The following is a 20,868-nucleotide window of genomic DNA, read 5'->3' on the forward strand; positions in this document are numbered from 1 at the left end:
TGGGTCGGGGTACGGGCTCGTCATCGGGGGCCTCCGAGCAGTCGCTGGCGTCGCCTGGACTTACTCCCCGCGTACCCGGGGCCCGCCCGGCCACTCACCCGACAGCGCCGGCCCCGGGGGGGCCGGACGGCCGGACGGCATCGGTGTGCTGCTCTGCTGCTGTGCTGCTGCTGTGCTCAGAAGCGTCCGGGGTGGGCCCGCAGCCAGTCCTTCGCGGCCTCCAGCAGCTCCGGGTCGGCGGCCGGTGCCACGTCCGGGTGCCGCTCGGCCCACTTCACGACGTACGGGCACAGCGGGGCGACCGGGATGCCCTCACGCTCGGACACCGCGTACAGCTCACGGGCCAGCGAGCCCGCGATGCCCTTGCCCTCGTGGGCCGGCTCCACGATGGTGTGGACCGGGACCAGGGCGCGCGCGGGCGACTCGAGGACGAAGTACTCGATATGGCCGACGACTTCGCCGTCACCGACGGCCTCCAGGCGGCCCGCCGCACGGTCGTCACGGATCTCGATGTCACTCATGGTCACGCACGCTCCTGGTCTGGTCCGCCGCTCAGGCCGAGACGGCCTGCGGGCTGCGCTCCTGGTCCGAGCCGGGCACCGGCTCGGACGGGTCGGCGCCGAGGGACACGATCCGGTTGCCGCCGTCGACGTGCACGACCTTCGGCTTCAGCTCCCGCGCCTCGGCGTCGGTGACCTGAGCGTAACTGATGATGATCACCAGGTCGCCGGGACGGACCAGGTGGGCGGCCGCGCCGTTGATCCCGATGACTCCCGAGCCGCGCTCGCCTTCGATGACGTACGTCTCCAGGCGGGCGCCGTTGGTGATGTCGACGATGTGGACCAGTTCGCCGGGCAGCAGGTCGGCGGCGTCGAGGAGGTCGGCGTCGATGGTCACCGATCCCACGTAGTGCAGGTCGGCCTGGGTGACGGTGGCGCGGTGGATCTTGGACTTGAACATGGTACGAAGCACGAAGACACTCCCGATTCGTCTGCTCCCTGCCCGCTTCTGCAGGTCAAGGGCGATACCCGGAGGCTACAACGTTTCGCATGTGCGGTCAGCTGTCGCCAGGTGTTCGAGGACTCACACCGACCTGTTGCCGACTTTCCTGACGGCGCGCCAGTCCCATGGGCAGACGTGTGACGTGCGATCGCCCCCGAAACGTTCGACGATCACTGGTCTGAACGCCCAAGGGCGCGAGCCCAGTTCGATCAGCCTCTTGCGCAGCGATAGCCTGCGTCACCATGACGCGCACTTGGTTCCTGCCCCTGATGCTCGTGCTGGGCGGCTCAGCCGTTGCGACCGGTCTGGTCCTCAGGAAGGAACCCGGCTCAGCCTTGGCATTCCTGCTGGTGTTCGTGGTGCTCGCCTTCGTGAACTCTCCCCTGATCTTTCCGAGGTCGATCGGTGCGGTGGAGGCGCAACGCCGCAGCGCGGTCGACGGTCGGCCGGTCGTCTACTGGCGGCCGGGCTGCACGTACTGCCTGCGGCTACGCATGCGGTTGGGCCTCACCGCTCACCGGTTGCACTGGGTCGACATCTGGCGGGACCCGGCCGGGGCGGCAGCGGTGCGGGCAGCCAACGACGGCAACGAGACCGTGCCGACCGTCGTAGTGGGAGGCCGGCCCCACACCAACCCCGATCCCGCATGGGTGCGCGAACAGCTCTCCACCGCCCCCTGACCGGATCATCCGAACCGCAGCTCGCCTGGCATGTCATCCGTCGATGCCGCTCTTCGCCATGTGGCCCTTCCGAACCGGGCTGAACCGGGGCCGGGCTCACCGGGGCCGGCGGATCAAGCCGACGCGCCACCCCGCTGGGTGTCGGCGCGTTCCCACTCCAGCGCCCACTGCCTCGTCCGGTGCCGGTCCAGAAGAGCGCGTACGGCTCGTGCAGAGCCCCAGACCGCGCCTCCCGCGGCCATGACCGCGCCCGCGCCGGTGAGAGAGGACCTCAGCACCGCGTCGGATCGGCCCGGAGGCTGGGAGACCAGGTCCCCCCGGGAGCTGGTCCACAGCCGCACGTGTGTCCCCACAGGGGTGTGCGCGGGCACCGCGGCCCGGCCGGTGCGCGTCCGGCCGTCCGGCGTCGTCCAACGGACCGTCGCGCCGGCGTTGGTGGTCACGTCCGCGTGCGTGGGCGCCGATTCCCCGGCGCGCTCCAGGAGGACCGCCACGACCTGTCGGCGGCTGGAGCGGTCCTCCTCGAAGCCCTGGTCGGCGGCCACTGCGGCCACCGTGCCCGCGGTCGCGCCACCCAGCACGCCCGCGCCCCAAGCGACGAGCAGCAGCCACGCCTCGATCAGATCGCTGGTCCGCCGCAGCGGACTCCGCCGCCACCGCCACAGCCTCCTGCGGAGCGTCCCGCGCCGTCCCCACCTCATCGCCATGGACGGACACCCCCCCTTACGAGCACCAGCGCCCTTGCGTGGTGTTGTCCGGAACCGTAAGGAAGCCGGCCGCTGATCAAAAGACCTCGGCAGCGGTTGTCGCTGCGCGCTGCCCATCTCCGCGGTGAAGAGCACCGGGTCACTCTTACCCCGGTCGCCCGTGGGGGTCGTCCGCCGAGTGGGTCGGATGCCGTGGACCCGTCGCCCCTCTCCGCGAGGCTGGTGCCCGAACCGCCGACCGTGCATGATCGGTTCCCGGACTGATCATGCACGGCCGTGGCCGGTGCAACAGGGGGCTCCTATGAGGCATCGCTGGGTCAAGGTCGTCGCGATCACAGTGGTGGTGCCGGCTGTTCTCCTCACCGTCGCGGACCGGGTGGCCGTGCACTACGCCGACGAGGAGGCCACCCACCTCGCCGCAGAGAAGTACGGCTACCAGAACACCACTGACGGGTACCTCGACGTGTCCATCGAGGGCTTTCCCTTCCTGACCCAGGCGTTCGGCCAGAACTTCGACCACGTCAGCCTGAACGCAGAACAGTTCACCATCGACACCACGAACAATGCCCAGGGCGGCTACCTGCCCGTCAAGCAGCTCCAGCTCGACCTGCACGGCGTGCAGGTGACCTCCCTGACCGCGCACAGTGCCGAGGCGAACCTCGCCACGGGCGCCTTGACGCTCTCGTACGAGGCACTGTCCGGCGTGGTCACACGGCTGGCGGGCAGCGGCGGCCCCATCCGCATCTCCCGGGCCGCGGGTTCGGCGGGGCAGGCCGCTCGGGTGAGGATCACGGGCGTCGTCGGCGGCCGCGAGCTGAACAGCACGGGCACGCTGCTCGCCCAGGGAAATGAAATCTCCCTCAGCCTCCCCGGGGCCGAACAGCCGACGGCGACCTGGCGGGTCCAGCTTCCCGAGAACGTCGGCTTCACCGCGGCGCGCGCCACTTCGGACGGTGTGCAGATCAGCATGGTCGGTCACCTGGTGAACCTCGGCTCCTCACGCTTCACCGGGTGAGCCGACTCTGCTCCTCGGCCCTGTTCGGCCGACCCGCCACGACGCCGCAGCTCGGGTCTCGCGATCCAAGGGCGAGGGTGCCGTAGAGAGACGGCGGCACGGGCCAATTCCACCAGGACGACAGCCACATGCGCCGGCTCCCGGTGATCGCCACAGCCTGCGGGCATACGCCCACGCCGGGGCTAGCCGATCGCGTCAGCCGCAATGACCTGCTCCGTCCAGATGATCTTGCCGGTCTTCGTGTAACGAGTGCCCCACCGGCGGGCCATCTGGGCGACGATCAGCAGGCCCCGTCCCCCCTCGTCGGTGGTCCGCGCGTGACGGAGCCGAGGCGCGGTGCTGCTGGAGTCGGAGACCTCGCAGATCAGGCCGCGGTCCCGGATCAAGCGCAGGCAGACCGGTCCGGCCGCATGACGGATCGCGTTGGTCACCAGTTCACTGACGATGAGTTCCGTGGTGAACGTGAGATCGGGGATGCCCCACTCCGCCAGCTTCCGAGCCGCGAGGTCGCGGGCGTGTGCGACGGCAGCCGGATCGCTGGGCAGGTCCCAGGAGGCGACGCGGTCCGGGGCCAGGACACGGGTCCGGGCGAGGAGCAGGGCCGCGTCGTCGGCAGGCGGACCCGTCAGCAGGCTGTCGATCACTCGTTCGCCGGTCTCCGCCAGGGTGGGCAGGGGGGCCTCGAGGGCATCGCCCAGCCGGGAGAGCCCGACGTCGATGTCCCGGTCGACGGACTCGATGAGGCCGTCGGTGTAGAGGGCGAGAAGGCTGCCGTCTTCCAGTTCGGTCTCGATGGCCTCGAAGGGGAGGTAGCCGAGGCCGAGTGGTGGTCCGGCGGGCAGGTCCAGAATCTCAGCGGCGCCGTCGGGAGCGACGATCATCGGGGGGAGGTGACCTGCTCGGGCCATGGTGCACAGCCTGCTGACCGGGTCGTAGACGGCGTACAGGCAGGTGGCGCCCAGGAATGCGGTGCCCGTCGCCTCGCCCTCGGCCGCCAACGGAGCATCGATGTCGTGGGCCCCCATGAGGCCGATGACCAGGTCGTCCAGATGGGCCAGCAGTTCGTCCGGAGACAGGTCGAGGTTGGCGAGCGTGCGCACCGCGACGCGCAGGCGCCCCATGGTCGCCGCCGCGTTGATGCCGTGCCCGGCCACGTCCCCGACGACCAGGGCGACACGGGCTCCGGAGAGCGGGATCACGTCGAACCAGTCGCCGCCCACACCACTGGGGGCATCCGCCGGCAGGTACCACGACGCCACCGCGAGAGCGGACCCTCCCGTCAGGTCCTGCGGCAGCAGGTAGCGCTGCATGGAGCGGGCCGCGGTGCGCTCGCGGGTGAAACGGCGGGCGTTGTCGATGCACACCGCAGCTCGGGAGACGAGTTCCTCGGCAAGGCGGACGTCGTCGTCCTCGAAGGGGCCCAGCCGCCGCGACCGGGCGAACGTCGCCACCCCCAGGGTGACGCCGCGCGCCCGCACGGGCACCACCATCACCGAGCGGAAGTCGTAGTCCAGGAACGAGGCGCCCAGCGTTTCGTCCACCGTCACCCACGGACTGTTGGTGCGGTCAAGGACCCGTTCGACCAGGGCCCTGCTCTCCAGCAGACAGCGGGTCACGGGCGACGCGGGCGCACGTCGGACTGTTTCCCCCACGGCAAGGGACGCCTCGGGGCATCCCTCACGGACCGACCGCTGGGCCGCACGGCGGATGACGGGTGACGTACCGACCGGCCCGGGGGCCGGCTCCTCGCCCCTCGTGACCGAGTCCAGCAGGTCGACGGCGACGAAGTCCGCGACGGCCGGCACCGCGTCGTCGGCCAGTTCCTGCGCGGTCCGCGTGACGTCCAGGGTGCTGCCGATGCGGGCAGCGGCGTCATTGAGCAGGGCCAGGCGCTCCTGCGCCCGCCACCGCTCAGTGACATCGATGATCATGTACCAGACACCGACATTCCGGTCGTGGCGGTCCTTCATCGCGAAGAAAGAGGCGGAGATCGCCCGGCTTCGGTCGTGCACCGTGTAGCCGGCGCCGCGGTACTCGAAGTCCATCACCGGCGCGCCGGTCCGAAGAACCTCGCGCATCTTCTCCTCGAAGGCGTCGGCCTCGGCTTGCGGCAATACCTCCGCCATCCGCCGCCCCAGCCGCCGCTTCAGCGAGATCTGGCGGTCCAGCGGCTCGTTCACCCAGACGTACCGCAGATCCGTGTCGAGAACGGCGATGCCGACCGGCGCGTGGCTGAGGAAGGGGGTCAGCATCAGCTGGCTCACCCCGCCGCCCGGCATCCGCCAGAAGGCCCGTTTCGGAGGCCGGCCGACGAACCTGCCGAAGATCAGTGCCGCGAGCGTGGCGACCAGGACGCCCGGGATCATCTCGTAGATGCCCGACCAGAAGGGGCCGTGCAGCGGCTTGACCACACGCCACAGGAGCACCGTGACCGCGCCGGACACGATCCCGGCCATGGCCCCCGCCCAGGTCATGCGCGGCCAGTACAGCGAGAGCAGGACCACGGGGCCGAAAGCGGCCCCGATGCCCGCCCAGGCGTAGCCCACGATCCCCAGCAGCCCGCCGCCTCTCAGCGCGATCACGGAGGCCACGAGGGTCACGGCGACGACGGCGGAACGCCCCACCCACACCAGTACCTCGTCCGAGGCGCGCCGCTTGAGGAACGCGTGGTAGAAGTCCTCCGTGAGGGCGACGGACGACACGAGGAGCTGGCTGTCCGCGGTCGAGATGATCGCGGCGAGCACCGCGATCAGCATCACGCCCGCGCCCCACGGACTGAACAGGGTCCGGCTCAGAGTGATGTACACCGTCTGCGGGTCATGGAGCGGTGTGCCGAACTGCGCGATGCCCAGCAGGCCGACCACTGTGGCACCGGCCAGCACCACGACCACCCACCCGGTCTCGATACGACGGGCCGAGGGCACGGCACTGGTGCTGCGGATGCCCATGAAGCGGGCCAGGATGTGCGGCTGCCCGAAATAGCCGAGGCCCCACGAGAGCAACGAGATGATCGACACTGCGCCGAGCGACCCGCCGCCTCCCGACCAGTGTCCGTTCACGAAGTCGACTTTGGCGCCCATGTCCAGCAGGCTGGGTGTCCTGCTGTCGAGGGAGTCACGCAGCGCACCGAAGCCGCCGAGCGACGCGATACCCACGACGGGGAGGACGAGCAGGGCGAGGAACATCAGCGTGGCCTGCATGACGTGGGTCAGGCTCACGGCCAGGAAGCCGCCCAGGCATGAGTAGACGACGATCACCAGGGCGGTCAGGGCCACCCCGAGCCGGAAACCGGCGCCGAAGATGTGCCCGAAAAGCAGCCCGCCGGCCACCAGTCCACTGGCGACGTACACGGTGAAGAACACGAGGGTCACCACCGCCGAGACCATCCGGAGCATCCGTGTGCGGTCCTCGAACCGCTCCTCCAGGTAGGCCGACAGGCTCACCGCGTTCCCCGCGCGCTCGGTGTAGGTGCGCAGCCTCGGCGCGACGAACAGCCAGTTGAGGTACGTACCGAGCACCAGACCGACCGCGATCCAGCTTGCGCCGACACCGGCCGCGTACACCGCTCCGGGGAAGGCGAGGAACAGCCAGCCGGACATGTCGCTGGCCCCTGCGGACAGGGCGGCGACGAACGCGGGGAGCCTGCGGCCGCCCAGGGCGAAGTCGGCGAAGGTGCGCGTACGGCGGTAGGCCCAGACACCCGTTCCGATCATGACGGCCACGTACACGAGGAACGTGGCCACGATCGGCGCACTCAAGTCGGACATACTGCCTCGCCTGCGAGGTTCATGAGCACGGGTCTACAACCGCACGACTGACAGCCGTGATCCCTACTACACAAATGTACAGATTCCGGACGCCGTCGGCGGCCGCTGCCGCCCGCGCCGGTGCCGGCCCGGGCAACTCCGTCACGCCGAGGCCGAAGAGGACCGCCATCACAGCGATCAGGCACGGAAGTCTTCTCCCTCCGCCACGGGCAGCCCGATCAGGAGCAGTGTCACGTCATCGTCATGTGTGGCCGTGTCCGGCAGGAGGGTCTTGATCAGCAGGTCGGCTGTCCGGTCGAGGCTCTCCTGATCTGCGGGTGCTCCTTTCAGCGCCGAGTCGAGCGTGCGGGCGAGGGTGTCGATCTGGGTCTCGATGTCCGTGCCGGGCCTTTCGACCAGTCCATCGGTATAGAGGGCCAGCGTGGTGCCCGGTGCCACCGGTTGGGTCGCCTGCTGGAACGGCACTCCTGCGCCACACGGATCGTTGACGCCCAGCGGTACCCCGACCGGCGTCCGGAGCATCCGGGCGGGCCCGTCGGGAGGCAGGGCGATGACCGGGAGGTGTCCCGCCGAACAGAGGGTGACCTCGTGGCTGCTCTGGTCCACCACCAGGTAGACGCAGGTGACGAGCTGATCCGCCAGGTCGGCCACGAACGCGTCCAGCCCGGTCATCAGCCGGCTCGGCGGTACGTCTGTGCGGGCCAATGCATGGGAGGCAGCGCGCATCTGGCCCATGACGGCCGCCGCCTCCAGGCCGCGACCCATCACGTCACCCACGACGACGCCGGTGCGGTGAACATCCAGCGGAATGATGTCGAACCAGTCGCCGCCCACTCCTGGGTCCTGGACGGACGCCAGGTACCGGTGGGCGGCGGGCAGGTGGGGCAAGGGGGGAGGCGCGCCCATGAGGCTGTGCTGCAGGGTGTAGGCGATGCGTCGGTGCTCCTCGTAGCGCTCGGCGCGTTCGGCCTCGGCGTGTCTGCGTTCGGTGATGTCCCGCACGGTCAGGAACACCCGCGTCTCCTCTTCTGCCTGGAGACTGCTCACGCTCACTTCGACGGGGAACTCCGTGCCGTCGCTGCGCAGCCCGTAGAGGCCGTGGTCCAGGACGGTCGGCTTCGGATTCACCTGTCGCAGGTAGGCACGCAGCAGTGCACTGTGCCTACGACGCCGCGGGGCGGGCACCAGGTCGACGACCGGGGTGCCCACGAGGTCGGACGGCGAACGTCCGAGCAACTTCTGCACTTGCGCATTGGTCATGACGATGACGCCTTGGCCGTCCGTGATCAGCAGGGCGTCGGGAGCCGATTCCAGCAGCGCGAGGAAGCGCCGGCCGGCCCGTCGTACTTCGCGCTGGGCCGCGACTCGGTCGGTGACGTCGGTGATCACACCGCATACGGCGTAGGGAGTGCCGGAAGCGGTCTTGAGCGGGAACAGGCTGGTGAGGAAGTCCCGCGACCCGCCGGGCAGGGCGATCAGTTCCTCCTGCTGCGTGGGAGCACCCTCGGCCAACATGGCGAGGTCGGCGGCGCGTGCCTGACGCGCGAGGTCGGGCGGCATGACATCCCGGTCGCGGCGGCCCAGTACCCGTTCGCGGGACAGGCCCAGGCTCTCCTCGAAGGTCGTGTTGACCGCCAGGAAGCGACCGTCCAGATCCTTGATGAACATCACCGCGGGCGTGTGGTCCATGAACGCCTGCAGCAGTTCGTTCTGCCGCACCTGCCATTCGGCACGTGCATGCGCCAACTCGACACGGCGGCCCACGGCCAACGTCGCGAAGATGACCGTGGTGAACACGGCCACGTGCCCGCACACCAGCAGCGCGGTACCCAGACGCGTTCCGAACAGTCCCGTGTCCTCACCGGCCAGGACGAGCCCACCCAGCAGCGGCGGTACCACCAGGACGGTGGCGACCAGCCGGCGCCCGAGTGCTCCCGTGGTGCCCGCGTTCATCAGCAGTCCGGCAAGTCCACTGTCCGGCCGGGCGAGGAAGGCAGCGATGCCCAGCAGCACCAGAGCCGTCCCGGTGTACAGGGCCATCCCCTTGTACGCACCGAACCGCTCGAGTTCGGGCACGGCGTACGCGAACCCGTAAAGCCGCAGCATGCCCAGGGTGAGGACAACCAGGCCCGGGACCTGGCTCGTCCATGCGGGCAGACGTGACGCGCTCGCGCACAGGGCTGCCACGCCCCCCACCATCAGTGCAGCAGCTGTATTCGGTGCCATCCGGCCGGGCACCTCTGACGCCATCCGGGCGGTGTCGTCCTTGAAAAGGAGTTCATCGATGCCCAGGGCCACCCCGGTCACGTACTCCGCGGCGGTGAGTCCACCGATCACAACGGCCAGCGCCCCGGCCGCGCGCACCACGACGGTCACCCACGGAGTGACACGGCTGCGAGCCACCAAGAACAGGGAGACACCCAGCGCCAGCAGAGCCACGGCCGTGTTCGCGCTCATGGCCGCATCGCCACGTGGCACACGCCTGAGGACGTCGATACCGAAGACCCAGCCGGAGAAGCCTGCCGCCCCCAGCACAGCGGCCAGCAGGGCGGCACCCTGAGCCGCAACGCGGGCAGCATCCAGGGCGGACTGCTGGTACGGCAAGTCCGCGGCCTGCGCTGCGTCGAGTGCGCCAGGCAACTCGACCTTCTGCTCTTTTACCACCGAACACTCGCCCATGTGGACAAACAGCTAAATCCACTCTCATACCCTAAGTAATTTGCACCCACGGTGCCCTGGTCCGAGCGTCCCCGCCCTGCCTGATCATGCTGGGGTCCTCGCGCCGTCTTCCCTGTTCGTCGCCACGGTCCCACGAGGAGACGTCCCAAACCGCGGTTGGCCAGACGACAAAACGCCGCTGCCGGCACGTCCACCGGCCAGTAGCCGGTCCGTGCGAAAGATCGTCACGTGTGGCCGCTGGATCCGGTGTGCTCCGGGGACCGTCATGCTCGGTAGCGTGACCCTCTGCTGCGTGGAGTGTCCACGTGTCCGGCTGGCCCGTGCGACGGCTTCCGACGGAGAGTGATGAGGCTGCGATGAGTGAACTGACGAAGCCCGAGGTCGACGTTCCGGAGGGTGACGCTCCTACCGAGCTGACCATCCGGGACCTGATCGTCGGGGACGGAGCTGAGGTGAAGCCGGGCATGGTGGTCAGGGTCCACTATGTCGGGGTGACCTTCGAGTCCGGGAAGGAGTTCGATGCCTCCTGGGACCGGGGCCAGCCGTTCAAGTACGCCCTGGGCGGTGGCAAGGTCATCAAGGGCTTGGACCGGGGGGTGAGGGGGATGAAGGTCGGCGGTCGGCGCGAGATCATCGTTCCCCCGCGTCTCGGCTACGGCAATCAGTCGCCCTCGCCGTTGATCCCGGCGGGCTCGACCCTGGTCTTCGTGGTGGACCTGCTGGACTCGTATTCCAGCACTACCGGGTGGAGCAACGCCCAGCACCACTGACCGCTCCTCCCCCACGACGTGCTGCGTCGTCCCCCCGGGGTTGGCGCCGCTGTGCTCCTCGCTACCGCCGCCGCTTCCGCCTCCGCAGCGTCCGAACGGTTCCGCTGAGTCTGAACCCCGAGGCCGCGCTCGGCAGACGGCGGAGGTCCCCGGCGGAATCCAGCCTGTCGCACTGATCGACCTGACCTTGAAGTTCCTGCGCCCGATCACCGTCGAGACCGGCAAGGTCCGCGCCATCGGTACCGTCCTCAACAGCGGCCGCCGCACCGCGCTCGCCCAGGCGGAGCTCCGCGACTCCGACGACCTGCTCCTGGCCCACGCCACCAGCAGCTGCATGCTCTTCCCCGTCCCGGCCCGCTGATCACCATGCCCGGCGCGAGGAGAAGACCCCTCGGAGTCGGCCGGCCCGCCCGGGCCGCGTCGGCCAGGCGTCGTCAGCTGAAGTGGATGTCGCTGAGGTCGATCGAGACCATGACCTGATCAAGGATGGGACGGCCATCGGCGTCGCGGCGGTAGGCCCGGCGCTTCGTCGGCAGCACGATGCCGTCCGCCACCACGTAGTCGTGGACGTACTGCGCGGCGGCGAACCCGCCTGCCACATCGACGTGATAGTCGTGCCGGCGCAGCAGCCGGTCGGGGCCGAAGTAGAAGTCCTGGTGGGTGCTGTGGCTGGCGATCTCGGGCGGGAACGTGGCGCGCAGTCCCCGCCACAGTTCGCCGCCTTCCCGCCACGGTTCGATCTCGGTGACCGCGAAGCCGGGCATCGCCAGCAGGAACGGCGTGGTGAGGTAGGTCCACAGGGCGTAGCCGTTGAAGTAGGCGCGGTCCAGCGGGTCCCAGGGAGTCTCCATGGTGTGGCCGCTGAAGGACGACCGTGGGTCCTCGCGTTCGGCCACCACTCGCCCGTCGATCCTGTCGATGCTCACACGTCCGGGCGTGAAGTCGGACTTCTGGCCGGGGGCGCCGAAGGGTCTGACCGAGGCGTGCTCCTCGTGGAGGAGAACGGTCATCTCGCGCGGCGCGGGATCCTGCGGCAGGCCTTTCATGGCGAACAGCTGACCGCCGCTGACCAGGGTGGCTCGCGTCCGGGTCAGCCGGCGCCAGCGTGCACTCCCGCCGTGGGCTTCGATCGCCTCGGTGAGCAGTTCGTTCATGCAGGTCTCCCAAGGGGCAGCCCCCCTGCCGTGGCGATGTTCCTCCCCTCGGCGTGGAACGGCGCGTCCGGCACGGTCGCGCCGCAGGCTTCGACAAGGGGGCCCCGCCGCCCGGGGCCGGCTGCTTCAGGCCCATGCCCGGCCGAGCCGCCACGCCGCCGGCCTCGGGAGCCGGATTGCAGTACGGCGTACGGCGTGACGCCAGGACATCAGCCAAATACGATGGAATCGCGTGTCCGCTTTTGCGGCAAATGAGAGGCCATGCCATGGATGGAATCGCCGACATGGGAGGCACCCAGGGCTGGGGACGCGTTCATCCACCGGATCGCGAGGAGCTCGTCTTCGCGGAGGACTGGCAGCGCAAGGCGTTCGCGCTGGCGATTCTCTCCAGCCGCGTCGCCTGCGGCGGCGTCAACACGGACGCCTTCCGACATGCGTTGGAGCGCCTGGACCGCGCCGCCTACCTCGACGACGGTTACTACGGGCGATGGCTCAACGGCGGAGAACTGATGCTCACCGAACACTCCGTCCTGGCGCCCGGTGCGGTCGAGGCCCGTGCCCGCAACCTGAACGGCGAACACGTGGACGAGCCGCCGGTCCCTGAACCTTCCGTGCCCCCGTACACACCCACCGCCGAGGGCTCGCTGCGCTCCGTGCAGACCTCACCGGCCTTCCACGTGGGCGAGCGTGTGCGCGCCAGGAGCATGTCCGTGCCCGGGCACACTCGACTGCCGCGCTACGTCCGGGGACACAGCGGAGTCGTCGAGATCATCCAGCCCGCCCATGTGCTGCCGGACACCAATGCGCACTTCATGGGCGAGAACCCCCAACACGTCTACTCCGTGCGGTTCGACTCACGCGAACTGTGGGGCGTCGGCACCGAACCCTTCACCGTCACCGTGGACATGTACGAGAGCTATCTGGAGACCACCGCATGACCACCACCGGCGGCTCCGCCGAGAGCCCTTCCGTGGCGCTGCGCACCGAGGCGCTCGAACAACTGCTCACCGAGCGCGGCCTGATCGACCCGAAGGTCATGGACGCGATCATCACCCGCTACGAGACGAGCGTGGGCCCACTCAACGGTGCCAAGGTCGTCGCCAGGGCATGGACGGACCCCGACTACCGCCGGCGTCTGCTCGAGGACGGCACCGCCGCCATCAAGGAACTCGGCTTCTCCGGACAGCAGGGCGAGCACATCGTCGTGGTCGAGAACACCCCGACCACCCACAACGTCGTGGTGTGCACGCTGTGCTCGTGCTACCCCTGGCCGGTCCTCGGCCTGCCGCCCAGTTGGTACAAGGACCCCGCCTACCGCGCGCGCGTGGTCCGGGAGCCGCGCACGGTGCTGGCCGAGATGGGACTCACGCTCGACGACGACGTGGAGATCATCGTCCGGGACTCCACCAGTGAGGTGCGCTGGCTCGTACTGCCCGAGCGTCCACCCGGCACCGAGCGCCTCACGGAAGAAGAACTCGTGCCACTGATCACCAGGGACGCGATGGTCGGCGTAGCCGAGGTGGCGGCACCGTGAGCATGCCGCTGGACATCGAGGGCCCGGCAGCACCTCCCCGCTCCAACGGTGAGCTGGTGTTCGCCGAGCCGTGGGAGAGCCGTGCCTTCGGCATGGCCGTCACCCTGTACGAGGCGGGCGTCTTCAGCCGGCCGGAATTCCAGACCGCGCTGATCGCCCGGATCGCCGACTGGACAGCCTCACGGGAGCACGGCGAGCCGTACCCCTACTACCGACTGTGGCTGGGCGCCCTGGAGGACGTACTCGCCGGCCTCCGCGCCGTGTCCACGGACGAGGTCGTCGCCCGCGCCCAAGCCCTGGCACGACGTTCCCCGGGGCACGACCACCGCGACCACGCCCGGTGACTCCGACGCCTTCCGGGCGGACACAAGGTCGAGTGGCACGGGAGGCGACGGCGGGACAGGATGGCGGCAACTGCAGGATCGGCGGCAACCACAGGCCGGCGTCACCAGGGGGCCGGACGCAGAGCAGGACGGGTTACCGGCACAGTGATCGACACGAACGAGCTGGCCAAGCGGAACGCCGGGTTCGCCGACGGCGGATCGTTCGCCGGCCTCGAACTCATGCCCAGTGGCAGTCTGACGGTCATCGGATGCGTCGACCCTCGTGTCGACCCGTCCGACGTGCTCGGGCTCGAGCTCGGCGAGGCAGCGGTGATCCGCAACGTCGGAGGACGGGTCACGCCCGCGACACTCCGGACGCTGGGGATGCTCTCGAAGGTCGTGCAGGCTCGCACGGGCGGCCCTCGCCCGGGCGACGTCCACTATGCGGTCCTGCACCACACCGACTGCGGGATCACGGACCTGGCCGCGTTCCCCGAGTCGCTGGCCGGCTACTTCGACGTCCCGGCCGACGGCCTGGACGCCAAGGCGGTCACCGACCCGGTCGCCGCCGTCCGCGTCGACGTCGAAGTCCTCAAGCAGCAGCTTCCGGCCGGAGCCTTCGTCTCGGGGCTCGTGTACGACGTGGCCACCGGGCTCATCGACGTCGTCGTCCCGCCCGCGCGAGTGGAAGCATGACACCGCGCGGCGCCTGCGGCCGGTCCGGCCGGCGCGACCGCCGTGGGCCCGCGGCTCGTACCGGGATCTGCTCCCGCGGCCGGTCGCATCGGTGGAGAGGCGCTTTCCGGCATGTGTGACGATCACGGGCACTCGGCGGCCGAGGCGGCGTGGTCGGCGCCTCGCGTCGCGCAGGGACCGGCTGTCGACCCGGTGACGCTGCCCGCGGTCGACGAGGTCAGGGTCACGACGATGGTCGACAACACCTTCGACGCCCTGCTGGCCTCTGCCGAAGGCGTCACCCGGGCGTCGATGGGCGCCGGGCGCACCGCCGCGCGGCAGTTCGCCGGCGGCGAGGCCCTGGCGGGGCTGCGGGCCGAGCACGGCTTCTCCGCCCTGGTCACCGTCCGAAGCGGGAACGCGAGCAGCACGCTGCTGTTCGACACCGGCGCGTCGCCGGACGGGCTGGCGGTGAACGCCGAGCGTCTTGGCATCGATGTGGGCAGCCTGCAGGGCGTCGTGCTCAGCCACGGACACTTCGACCACACGGGCGGCTTCGACGGCCTGGCCCGGCTGCGCGGGCGCTCCGGCCTGCCGCTGACCGTCCACCCCGCGGTCTGGACCCGCCGCCGCCTGGAACTGCCCGCCGGCCAGGTTCTGGAGATGCCCACGCTGTCACGGGGTGCCCTGGAACGCGAAGGGTTCGAGGTGATCGAGCGGCGGCAGCCGTCGCTGCTGGCCGGCGGCATCCTGATCACCGGCGAGGTGGACCGCGTCACCGAGTTCGAGCACGGCATGCCGCGGGCGCACCAAGCCTGGGACGGCAGCGGCTGGCGACACGACCCCGCCGTCATCGACGACCAGGCACTCGTCGTCAACGTGCGCGACCGGGGACTTGTCGTCATCACCGGGTGCGGCCACGCCGGAGTGGTCAACATCGTCCGGCACGCCATGAGGCTGACCGGCGTCAGCAGACTGCTGGCCCTCATCGGCGGCTTCCACCTGAGCGGCCCCGCCTTCGAGCCGGTCATCGGCCCGACGGTGGCCGCGCTCACCGAACTCGCACCCGAGCTGATCGTCCCCGGTCACTGCACCGGCTGGCGCGCGCAGCACACCCTCGCCGCAGCCCTCCCGGACGCATGGGTGCAGGCCAGCGTCGGAACCACCTGCACACTCAGCGCCCCACAGGCGAGGGACGCCTGACTACGGCTCAGCAGTCCCGGCGGTCATGGGCAACATCTCGCTGCACCCGTCCGCCTGTCGTGCTTCCGCGGTGGTGAAGGCGGTGGCGATCAGGGCCAGGGCGACCGTGTACGTCACCATGACGAGCACGGCACGTCCGGGGAAGTCGGCCCCCGCGGCTCCCAGTCCGACGAGCAGGTCCGAGCCGAGGAACACCAGCCCGCCCCCGGCCGCCCTGCGCCCCAGCACTCGCGCGGTCAGTGCCATGGTGACCAGGGCCGATGCGTAGACGGCCACCGCGGTGCCCAGTACCGGCCCGAGGGCAGGAGCGAGAGCGGCGACCGCGGCGGCCCACACGGCGAGGTGGACGGCGCACAGCCGGCGGCGGGGACGCAGATACCGCAGGGCGCCCGCGCGCAGGAACGCGGCCGTCCAGCACAGCTGAGCGCCCAGGAAGAAGGCGATCCCGACGGCGAAGGCCACCCTGCCCGGCAGCATCAGCGCCACGTCCCCGGCGGCGGCGAACCCGAGGCCGGCCAGGACCGGAACGTGCCGCGTGCCGGTCATACGCCACAGGTGTACGGCGAGCACGGGTGCCAGCAGGGGTTTGGCGACCCACTCCAGGGGAGGCAGGCCCGCCGCGACTGCGGCGACGTCGAGAGCGGCCAGCGCGGCGAAGGCGACGATCAGCGGCGGCATGTCACGCGTCCGCCCCGGGTGCCCAGCCGGGCGGCCCGACCAGATACCCGGCCCGGTCGCGCCAGCGTCGCGCCGCACGGACGTCGCGCCAGACGGCCGCGAACTCGTGGAAGGCCACCCGCACCGGGTTGTAGGTGTCGATGTTCTTCGTCAGGCCGTACACCACCCGCTCGCCCTCCGGTTCGAACGTGCCGAAGAGCCGGTCCCAGACGATGAGGATGCCGCCGTAGTTGCGGTCCAGGTAGGCGTTGTTGGAACCGTGGTGGACGCGGTGGTGGGAGGGCGTGTTGAAGAACCACTCCACGGGCCGCCACAGCTTGTCCACCCGTTCGGTGTGCAGGAAGAACTGGTAGACGAGGCTGAATGCCTGCTGGAGCAGGATCATCCACGGCGGGATGCCGAGCAGTGCCAGCGGCAGCCAGAAGGGCAGGCCCGTCATCGGCGTCCAGCTCTGGCGCAGGGCGGTCGAGAGGTTGAAGCGGAGACTGGAGTGGTGGACCACATGGCTCGCCCACAACACCCGCACCCGGTGGTGGGCGCGGTGGAAGGCGTAGTACGCCAGGTCGTCGCCGAAGAACAGCAGCACCCACGTCCACGCGGAGGACGGCGGCAGATGCCACGGGGCGACGGCGAAGAGAGCCGAGTACAGCACGATCGTCACCGCCTTCCAGGGCATCGCGACGACCTGGCTGCCGGCACCCATGGACATGCTGGTGGCGGTGTCGCGCAGCTCGTACCCGCGCTCGTCGTCGTCCGGGAGGAAGCGGTAGGACAGTGCCTCGACGACGACCAGCAGAACGAACGCGGGTATCGCGAAGACAACGGCCGGGATCATGTCAGCGCACCGCCTTCCGCGGCGTCGCGGGCACGCTGCGGGACAGCAGCTCGCGCGCCAGCCGTTCGGCCGCCCCGGCCTCGCGTGCCGCGATGTGCGCCGCCAGCCGCTGGTGTGCCTCGACGTCGAGGAGTTCCGCGGTCCGCAGGTCGTCCGGTACGTCGGCGACCGGGAGTGTGCCGTCCACCAGGCTGTTGAAGGCCAGCAGGTAGGCGACGTTCCCGGAACCCTCCACGATCAGCCGCCACCAGGCGACGTCCGCGTCGGCCAGCTCGGTCAGGTCGGGCCCGGTGCGCGCGTACCGGCCCGCGGCCTCGACGATCTTCCCGGCGGTGTCCTCGGAGCACCTGATCGTGCACAGCCGGGCCGCGTCGGCGCCGATGCACGCCCGCATCTCCAGGGCGTCGCGGGCGAGGTCCTCCACCGAGGGCCCTGCGTCGGCCGCCGCGATGCCCATGGCGAGGTCGAGGCCAGCGGTGTGCCGCCAGTCCAGGACGAGCGTGCGGCCGCCGTGGCTGACCTCCAGCAGCCGTGCCTGCTGGAGCCGCTTGACGGCCTCCCGGACGGCATGTCTGTTCACCCCGAACTCGGCTGCCAAACCCCGTTCGGCGGTGAGCGCGGAACCGGCCGGCAGTTCACCGCCGAGGATCCTGTCACGCAGCACGGCGAAGAGCTGGTCGGAGACCGCCTCACGCCGGATGAGTCCATCAGTCATGGCGATCAGGGTGAATGCGACCGGCACACTGGTCAACTGGTTGGACCAGTATTTCTGCGGCGCTCCGCGCGCACGGAGCGCCGTCCTCGGACAGCCGGGGCCGCCGTGCTCCTCGCCGCCCTGAGCGGACCGGCCGGTCCCGGTCGCTGCGCGGTCGGCCATCCAGAAACGATAGAAAGGTGTTATGAGCGGAGTTTCAGGGCAATCAGGGCGGGATGTGCCTGATGCGTCCATGAGGGCTCGCCTCCGTCGGCCCCGTCGGCCGGGCGAGGCGTGGCGGTCGGGCTCACTGCTGAGTGTGCGCAGCGTCGCGGGCCAGGTCTTCCTGCTCCAGCTGGCCGTCGTGATGCTGCTCGTCGCCGCCGCCCTGGTGGCGCTCCTGGTGCAGGCTCAACGCGACGTGATGGCGGACGCCCGCCACCGGACGCTCACCGCGGCACAGACGTTCGCGCACTCCCCGGGCATCGTGGCGGCGCTGGACAGCGCGGATCCGACCGCCGCGCTGCAGCCGCACGTCCAGGCGGCCCGGAAGGCCGCAGGCGTCGACGCCGTCATCGTGTACGGGCTGAACGGGATCACCCTTGCCCACAGCGACCCGCGTCAGATCGGGAAACGCGTCATCGGGCCCTACGCGGCGGCGGCGACCGGCAAGCCGTTCACGAGTACGTTCAAGGGCTCACTGGGGCTCTCGGTGATCTCGGCGGTGCCCGTCAGGGGTCCCGACGGCTCGGTCATCGGGATCGTCTCCGTGCCCGTCACGGTCGAGACGGTGCAGCAGCGGGTGAACCGGCAGCTGCCGTTCCTCCTCGCCGGCGCCGCCACGGCCCTGGTGGTCGCCGCAGGCGGGTCGGGCCTGGTGAGCCGGCGGTTGCGGCGGCAGACCCACGGCCTGGGGCCGGCCGAGATGACCCGGATGTACGAGCACCACGACGCGGTGCTGCACGCGGTGCGGGAAGGAGTGCTGATCGTCGGCGGTGACGGCCGGCTGCTGCTGGCCAACGACGAGGCACGACGGCTGCTGGACCTGCCGGCGGACACGGAGGGGCGGCACATCACCGATCTGGGTCTCGACGAGGACCTCGCCGGGCTGCTGGCCTCCGACCGCCCCGCCACCGACGAGGTGTACCTGGCGGCCGACCGGCTGCTCGCGGTCAGCAAGCGGCTCACCGCACCCCACGGAACGGTCGGCAGCGTGGTCACGCTCCGGGACACCACCGAGCTGCGGGCCCTCTCCGGCCGGGCGGAGGTGGCGCGCGAACGACTGCAGTCGCTCTACGACGCCGGCCTGCGGATCGGCACCACACTCGATGTGAAACGCACGGCCGAAGAACTGGCCGAGGTGGCGGCGGCCCGGTTCGCCGACGTCGTCACCGTCGATCTGCTGGACCCGGTCCTGCACGGCGGGGAGACCTCCGGTGCGGCCGCCGAGATCACCGAACTGCGCCGCTGCGCCGTCGCCGGTCTCGACGCGGGCCACCTCCTGCGCCCGGTCCGCGAGCTGAACCGGCTCGTTCCCGGCCATCCCGTCGCCACGGCGATGGCCGAGGGCCGCCCGGTCCTGGTCGGGGACCTGAGCGTCTCCGACGCCTGGCGGGCCCAGCAGCCCGGACGTGCCCGGCAGGTCCTCGATCACGGCATCCACTCCGTGCTCGTGGTACCCCTGCGCGCCCGCGGCGTGGTGCTGGGCGTCGTGGACTTCTGGCGCGCGCAGGGCTCGCCGTTGTTCGAGGACGAGGACGTGTCCTTCGCCGAGGAGCTGGCCGCCCGGGCAGCGGTGTGCATCGACAACGCCCGCCGCTACACCCGCGAACACGCCATGGCCGTCACCTTGCAGCACAGCCTGCTGCCCCGCGCGCTTCCCGAGCAGCCCGCGCTCGACGTGGCCTACCGCTATCTGCCGGCCCAGGCCGGGGTGGGCGGGGACTGGTTCGATGTCATCCCGCTGTCCGGTACCCGGGTGGCGCTGGTCGTGGGCGATGTCGTCGGGCACGGTCTGCACGCCGCGGCGACGATGGGCCGGCTGCGCACCGCCGTGCACAACTTCGCCAGCCTGGACCTGCCCGTGGAGGAGCTGCTGGGCCGGCTGGACGAGTTGGTGGCGCAGATCGACGCCGAGGAGGTCGACGCAGCGGAGGACGGCCAAGGGCTGGTCACAGGGGCGACCTGCCAGTACGCCGTCTACGACCCCACGTCCGGGCATCTGGCCATCGCCACCGCCGGCCACCCGGGACCCGCGGTGGTCCGGCCCGACGGGACCGTCGACTTCCCTGAGCTGCCCGTCTCCCCGCCGCTGGGACTCGGGGCCGGCCTTCCTGTCGAGACCGCCGCACTCACCGTGCCCGAGGATGCGCGGCTGGTGCTCTACACCGACGGGCTGATCGAGGACCGCACCCGGGACCTGGACGCCGGACTGGAAGCCCTGCGCGACGCTCTGACAGGGCCCGGTCGCACACCGGAGGACACCTGCGCGGCGGTGATGGAGGCCATGCTGTCCGACCGGCCCCGGGACGACATCGCGCTGCTGGTGGCCCGCACACGCCGGCTCGGACCGGATCAGGTCGCCGAGTGGGAGGTGCCCCGCGACCCGGCGGCGGTGGCCCCCGTGCGCACCGCCTGTGCCCGCCGGCTGGCGGAGTGGGGGCTGGAGCAGGTCGGATTCACCGCCGAACTCATCCTCAGCGAGTTGATCACCAACGCCATCCGCTACGGAGCCGAGCCGATCTCCGTGCGGCTGCTGCGCACGAAGCCGGTCAGCAGCCCCGACGCGGGCAGCCTGATCTTCGAGGTCGCCGACGGCAGCAGCACCTCGCCGCGGCTGCGCCGGGCGAAGGTCACCGACGAAGGCGGCCGCGGACTCTTCCTGGTCGCCCGCTTCGCCGAACGCTGGGGGACCCGCTACACGAGCACCGGCAAGGTCATCTGGGCCGAGCAGTCCCTGCATCACGACGCCACGCCGGAGGCGGAAGGACTCGGCGAACTCCTGCTCGGCCAATGGGACGACACCGCGCTGTGAGGAGAACCGGTACGTCCCTCCCTCCACCGTCAGTCACGCCGCGTGCCGAGGCGGCCCCGGCGGGGCGCGGGGCATACGGAGAAGGCGACTGCCGGGAAAGGGACGGTGCTCGCGGGCC

General features: G+C 70.5%; 18 protein-coding genes and 1 pseudogene. 10 read left to right on the top strand and 9 right to left on the bottom strand.

The window, feature by feature from the left end; genetic code table 11:
- Positions 1 to 176: 176 nt before the first annotated feature.
- Together FB157_RS07455 and panD are read right to left on the bottom strand one after the other, a co-directional pair.
- Positions 177 to 521 (bottom strand): GNAT family N-acetyltransferase, encoded by a 345-nt coding sequence (locus FB157_RS07455; RefSeq protein ID WP_145877219.1) that lies wholly within the window; start codon positions 519 to 521, stop codon positions 177 to 179.
- 31 nt (positions 522 to 552) lie between these two features.
- A complete protein-coding gene (gene panD, locus FB157_RS07460) occupies positions 553 to 972 on the bottom strand; it encodes an aspartate 1-decarboxylase (RefSeq protein WP_145877221.1) in 420 nt (139 codons plus the stop codon).
- Positions 973 to 1,244: 272 nt separating this feature from the next.
- Here panD and FB157_RS07465 point away from each other — a divergent pair, with 272 nt between their 5' ends.
- Positions 1,245 to 1,682, top strand: coding sequence for a glutaredoxin domain-containing protein (locus FB157_RS07465; RefSeq protein ID WP_145877223.1), 438 nt, complete (start codon positions 1,245 to 1,247; stop codon positions 1,680 to 1,682).
- Positions 1,683 to 1,795: 113 nt separating this feature from the next.
- Here FB157_RS07465 and FB157_RS07470 read toward each other — a convergent pair whose 3' ends face one another.
- Positions 1,796 to 2,389 carry a hypothetical protein gene (locus tag FB157_RS07470; RefSeq protein ID WP_145877224.1) on the bottom strand — a complete coding sequence of 198 codons (594 nt, stop codon included), beginning with the start codon at positions 2,387 to 2,389 and terminating at the stop codon, positions 1,796 to 1,798.
- A gap of 301 nt (positions 2,390 to 2,690) precedes the next feature.
- On the opposite strand from FB157_RS07470, the gene FB157_RS07475 reads away from it, so the two are divergent.
- Positions 2,691 to 3,404 (top strand): DUF2993 domain-containing protein, encoded by a 714-nt coding sequence (locus FB157_RS07475; protein WP_145877226.1) that lies wholly within the window; start codon positions 2,691 to 2,693, stop codon positions 3,402 to 3,404.
- Positions 3,405 to 3,586: 182 nt separating this feature from the next.
- On the opposite strand, the gene putP is transcribed toward FB157_RS07475, so the two are convergent.
- Both putP and FB157_RS07485 read right to left on the bottom strand, forming a co-directional pair.
- Entirely contained in the window at positions 3,587 to 7,171 is a 3,585-nt protein-coding gene (gene putP / locus FB157_RS07480) for a sodium/proline symporter PutP (protein WP_145877227.1), read from the bottom strand.
- A gap of 177 nt (positions 7,172 to 7,348) precedes the next feature.
- Entirely contained in the window at positions 7,349 to 9,811 is a 2,463-nt protein-coding gene (locus FB157_RS07485) for a SpoIIE family protein phosphatase (RefSeq protein WP_186581391.1), read from the bottom strand.
- A 395-nt stretch (positions 9,812 to 10,206) separates the two neighbouring features.
- On the opposite strand from FB157_RS07485, the gene FB157_RS07490 reads away from it, so the two are divergent.
- On the top strand, positions 10,207 to 10,620 hold the full coding sequence (locus FB157_RS07490; protein ID WP_145877231.1) for an FKBP-type peptidyl-prolyl cis-trans isomerase: 414 nt from the start codon (positions 10,207 to 10,209) through the stop codon (positions 10,618 to 10,620).
- Between the two features lie 121 nt (positions 10,621 to 10,741).
- Positions 10,742 to 10,981 (top strand): annotated as a pseudogene (locus FB157_RS48250) (PaaI family thioesterase); the annotation flags it as partial.
- Positions 10,982 to 11,054: 73 nt separating this feature from the next.
- On the opposite strand, the gene FB157_RS07500 reads toward FB157_RS48250, so the two are convergent.
- Entirely contained in the window at positions 11,055 to 11,774 is a 720-nt protein-coding gene (locus FB157_RS07500) for a hypothetical protein (RefSeq protein ID WP_145877232.1), read from the bottom strand.
- Between the two features lie 266 nt (positions 11,775 to 12,040).
- Between FB157_RS07500 and nthB the strand changes: the two genes are divergently transcribed.
- The 5 genes from nthB (at position 12,041) to FB157_RS07530 (ending at position 15,509) form a co-directional block, all read left to right on the top strand.
- Positions 12,041 to 12,712: a nitrile hydratase subunit beta gene (gene nthB, locus FB157_RS07510; RefSeq protein ID WP_145877234.1), complete on the top strand. Its 672-nt coding sequence runs from the start codon at positions 12,041 to 12,043 to the stop codon at positions 12,710 to 12,712.
- Positions 12,709 to 13,308, top strand: a complete 600-nt coding sequence (gene nthA, locus FB157_RS07515) for a nitrile hydratase subunit alpha (RefSeq protein ID WP_145877236.1) — start codon at positions 12,709 to 12,711, stop codon at positions 13,306 to 13,308. Before nthB ends, nthA begins: the two co-directional genes overlap by 4 nt.
- Before the next feature lie 2 nt (positions 13,309 to 13,310).
- Positions 13,311 to 13,652 (top strand): nitrile hydratase accessory protein, encoded by a 342-nt coding sequence (locus FB157_RS07520; protein ID WP_261386219.1) that lies wholly within the window; start codon positions 13,311 to 13,313, stop codon positions 13,650 to 13,652.
- Between the two features lie 144 nt (positions 13,653 to 13,796).
- On the top strand, positions 13,797 to 14,327 hold the full coding sequence (locus FB157_RS07525) for a carbonic anhydrase (protein WP_186581392.1): 531 nt from the start codon (positions 13,797 to 13,799) through the stop codon (positions 14,325 to 14,327).
- A gap of 111 nt (positions 14,328 to 14,438) precedes the next feature.
- On the top strand, positions 14,439 to 15,509 hold the full coding sequence (locus FB157_RS07530) for an MBL fold metallo-hydrolase (RefSeq protein ID WP_145877240.1): 1,071 nt from the start codon (positions 14,439 to 14,441) through the stop codon (positions 15,507 to 15,509).
- Here the strand turns inward: FB157_RS07530 and FB157_RS07535 are convergent, their stop codons facing one another.
- Genes FB157_RS07535 through FB157_RS07545 form a run of 3 tightly spaced genes read right to left on the bottom strand, consistent with a single transcriptional unit; the run spans position 15,510 to position 17,899 of the window.
- Positions 15,510 to 16,187: a lysoplasmalogenase family protein gene (locus FB157_RS07535; RefSeq protein ID WP_145877242.1), complete on the bottom strand. Its 678-nt coding sequence runs from the start codon at positions 16,185 to 16,187 to the stop codon at positions 15,510 to 15,512.
- 1 nt (position 16,188) lies between these two features.
- Entirely contained in the window at positions 16,189 to 17,022 is an 834-nt protein-coding gene (locus FB157_RS07540; protein ID WP_145877244.1) for a sterol desaturase family protein, read from the bottom strand.
- A gap of 1 nt (position 17,023) precedes the next feature.
- On the bottom strand, positions 17,024 to 17,899 hold the full coding sequence (locus FB157_RS07545; protein WP_222440917.1) for a FadR/GntR family transcriptional regulator: 876 nt from the start codon (positions 17,897 to 17,899) through the stop codon (positions 17,024 to 17,026).
- 70 nt (positions 17,900 to 17,969) lie between these two features.
- Between FB157_RS07545 and FB157_RS07550 the strand changes: the two genes are divergently transcribed.
- Positions 17,970 to 20,750, top strand: coding sequence for a SpoIIE family protein phosphatase (locus FB157_RS07550; protein ID WP_398946329.1), 2,781 nt, complete (start codon positions 17,970 to 17,972; stop codon positions 20,748 to 20,750).
- The last annotated feature ends 118 nt before the right edge of the window (positions 20,751 to 20,868 follow it).

The sequence above is a fragment of the Streptomyces sp. BK340 genome (assembly GCF_007827595.1).
Lineage (GTDB): Bacteria > Actinomycetota > Actinomycetes > Streptomycetales > Streptomycetaceae > Streptomyces.

Coding starts and splice junctions, on each gene's coding strand:
- FB157_RS07455 (WP_145877219.1), bottom strand. CDS start 521: ATGAGTGACATCGAGATCCGTGACGACCGTGCGGCGGGCCGCCTGGAG.
- FB157_RS07465 (WP_145877223.1), top strand. CDS start 1,245: ATGACGCGCACTTGGTTCCTGCCCCTGATGCTCGTGCTGGGCGGCTCA.
- FB157_RS07470 (WP_145877224.1), bottom strand. CDS start 2,389: ATGGCGATGAGGTGGGGACGGCGCGGGACGCTCCGCAGGAGGCTGTGG.
- FB157_RS07475 (WP_145877226.1), top strand. CDS start 2,691: ATGAGGCATCGCTGGGTCAAGGTCGTCGCGATCACAGTGGTGGTGCCG.
- putP (WP_145877227.1), bottom strand. CDS start 7,171: ATGTCCGACTTGAGTGCGCCGATCGTGGCCACGTTCCTCGTGTACGTG.
- FB157_RS07490 (WP_145877231.1), top strand. CDS start 10,207: ATGAGTGAACTGACGAAGCCCGAGGTCGACGTTCCGGAGGGTGACGCT.
- FB157_RS07500 (WP_145877232.1), bottom strand. CDS start 11,774: ATGAACGAACTGCTCACCGAGGCGATCGAAGCCCACGGCGGGAGTGCA.
- nthB (WP_145877234.1), top strand. CDS start 12,041: ATGGATGGAATCGCCGACATGGGAGGCACCCAGGGCTGGGGACGCGTT.
- nthA (WP_145877236.1), top strand. CDS start 12,709: ATGACCACCACCGGCGGCTCCGCCGAGAGCCCTTCCGTGGCGCTGCGC.
- FB157_RS07520 (WP_261386219.1), top strand. CDS start 13,311: ATGCCGCTGGACATCGAGGGCCCGGCAGCACCTCCCCGCTCCAACGGT.
- FB157_RS07530 (WP_145877240.1), top strand. CDS start 14,439: ATGTGTGACGATCACGGGCACTCGGCGGCCGAGGCGGCGTGGTCGGCG.
- FB157_RS07535 (WP_145877242.1), bottom strand. CDS start 16,187: ATGCCGCCGCTGATCGTCGCCTTCGCCGCGCTGGCCGCTCTCGACGTC.
- FB157_RS07540 (WP_145877244.1), bottom strand. CDS start 17,022: ATGATCCCGGCCGTTGTCTTCGCGATACCCGCGTTCGTTCTGCTGGTC.
- FB157_RS07545 (WP_222440917.1), bottom strand. CDS start 17,899: ATGGCCGACCGCGCAGCGACCGGGACCGGCCGGTCCGCTCAGGGCGGC.
- FB157_RS07550 (WP_398946329.1), top strand. CDS start 17,970: ATGAGGGCTCGCCTCCGTCGGCCCCGTCGGCCGGGCGAGGCGTGGCGG.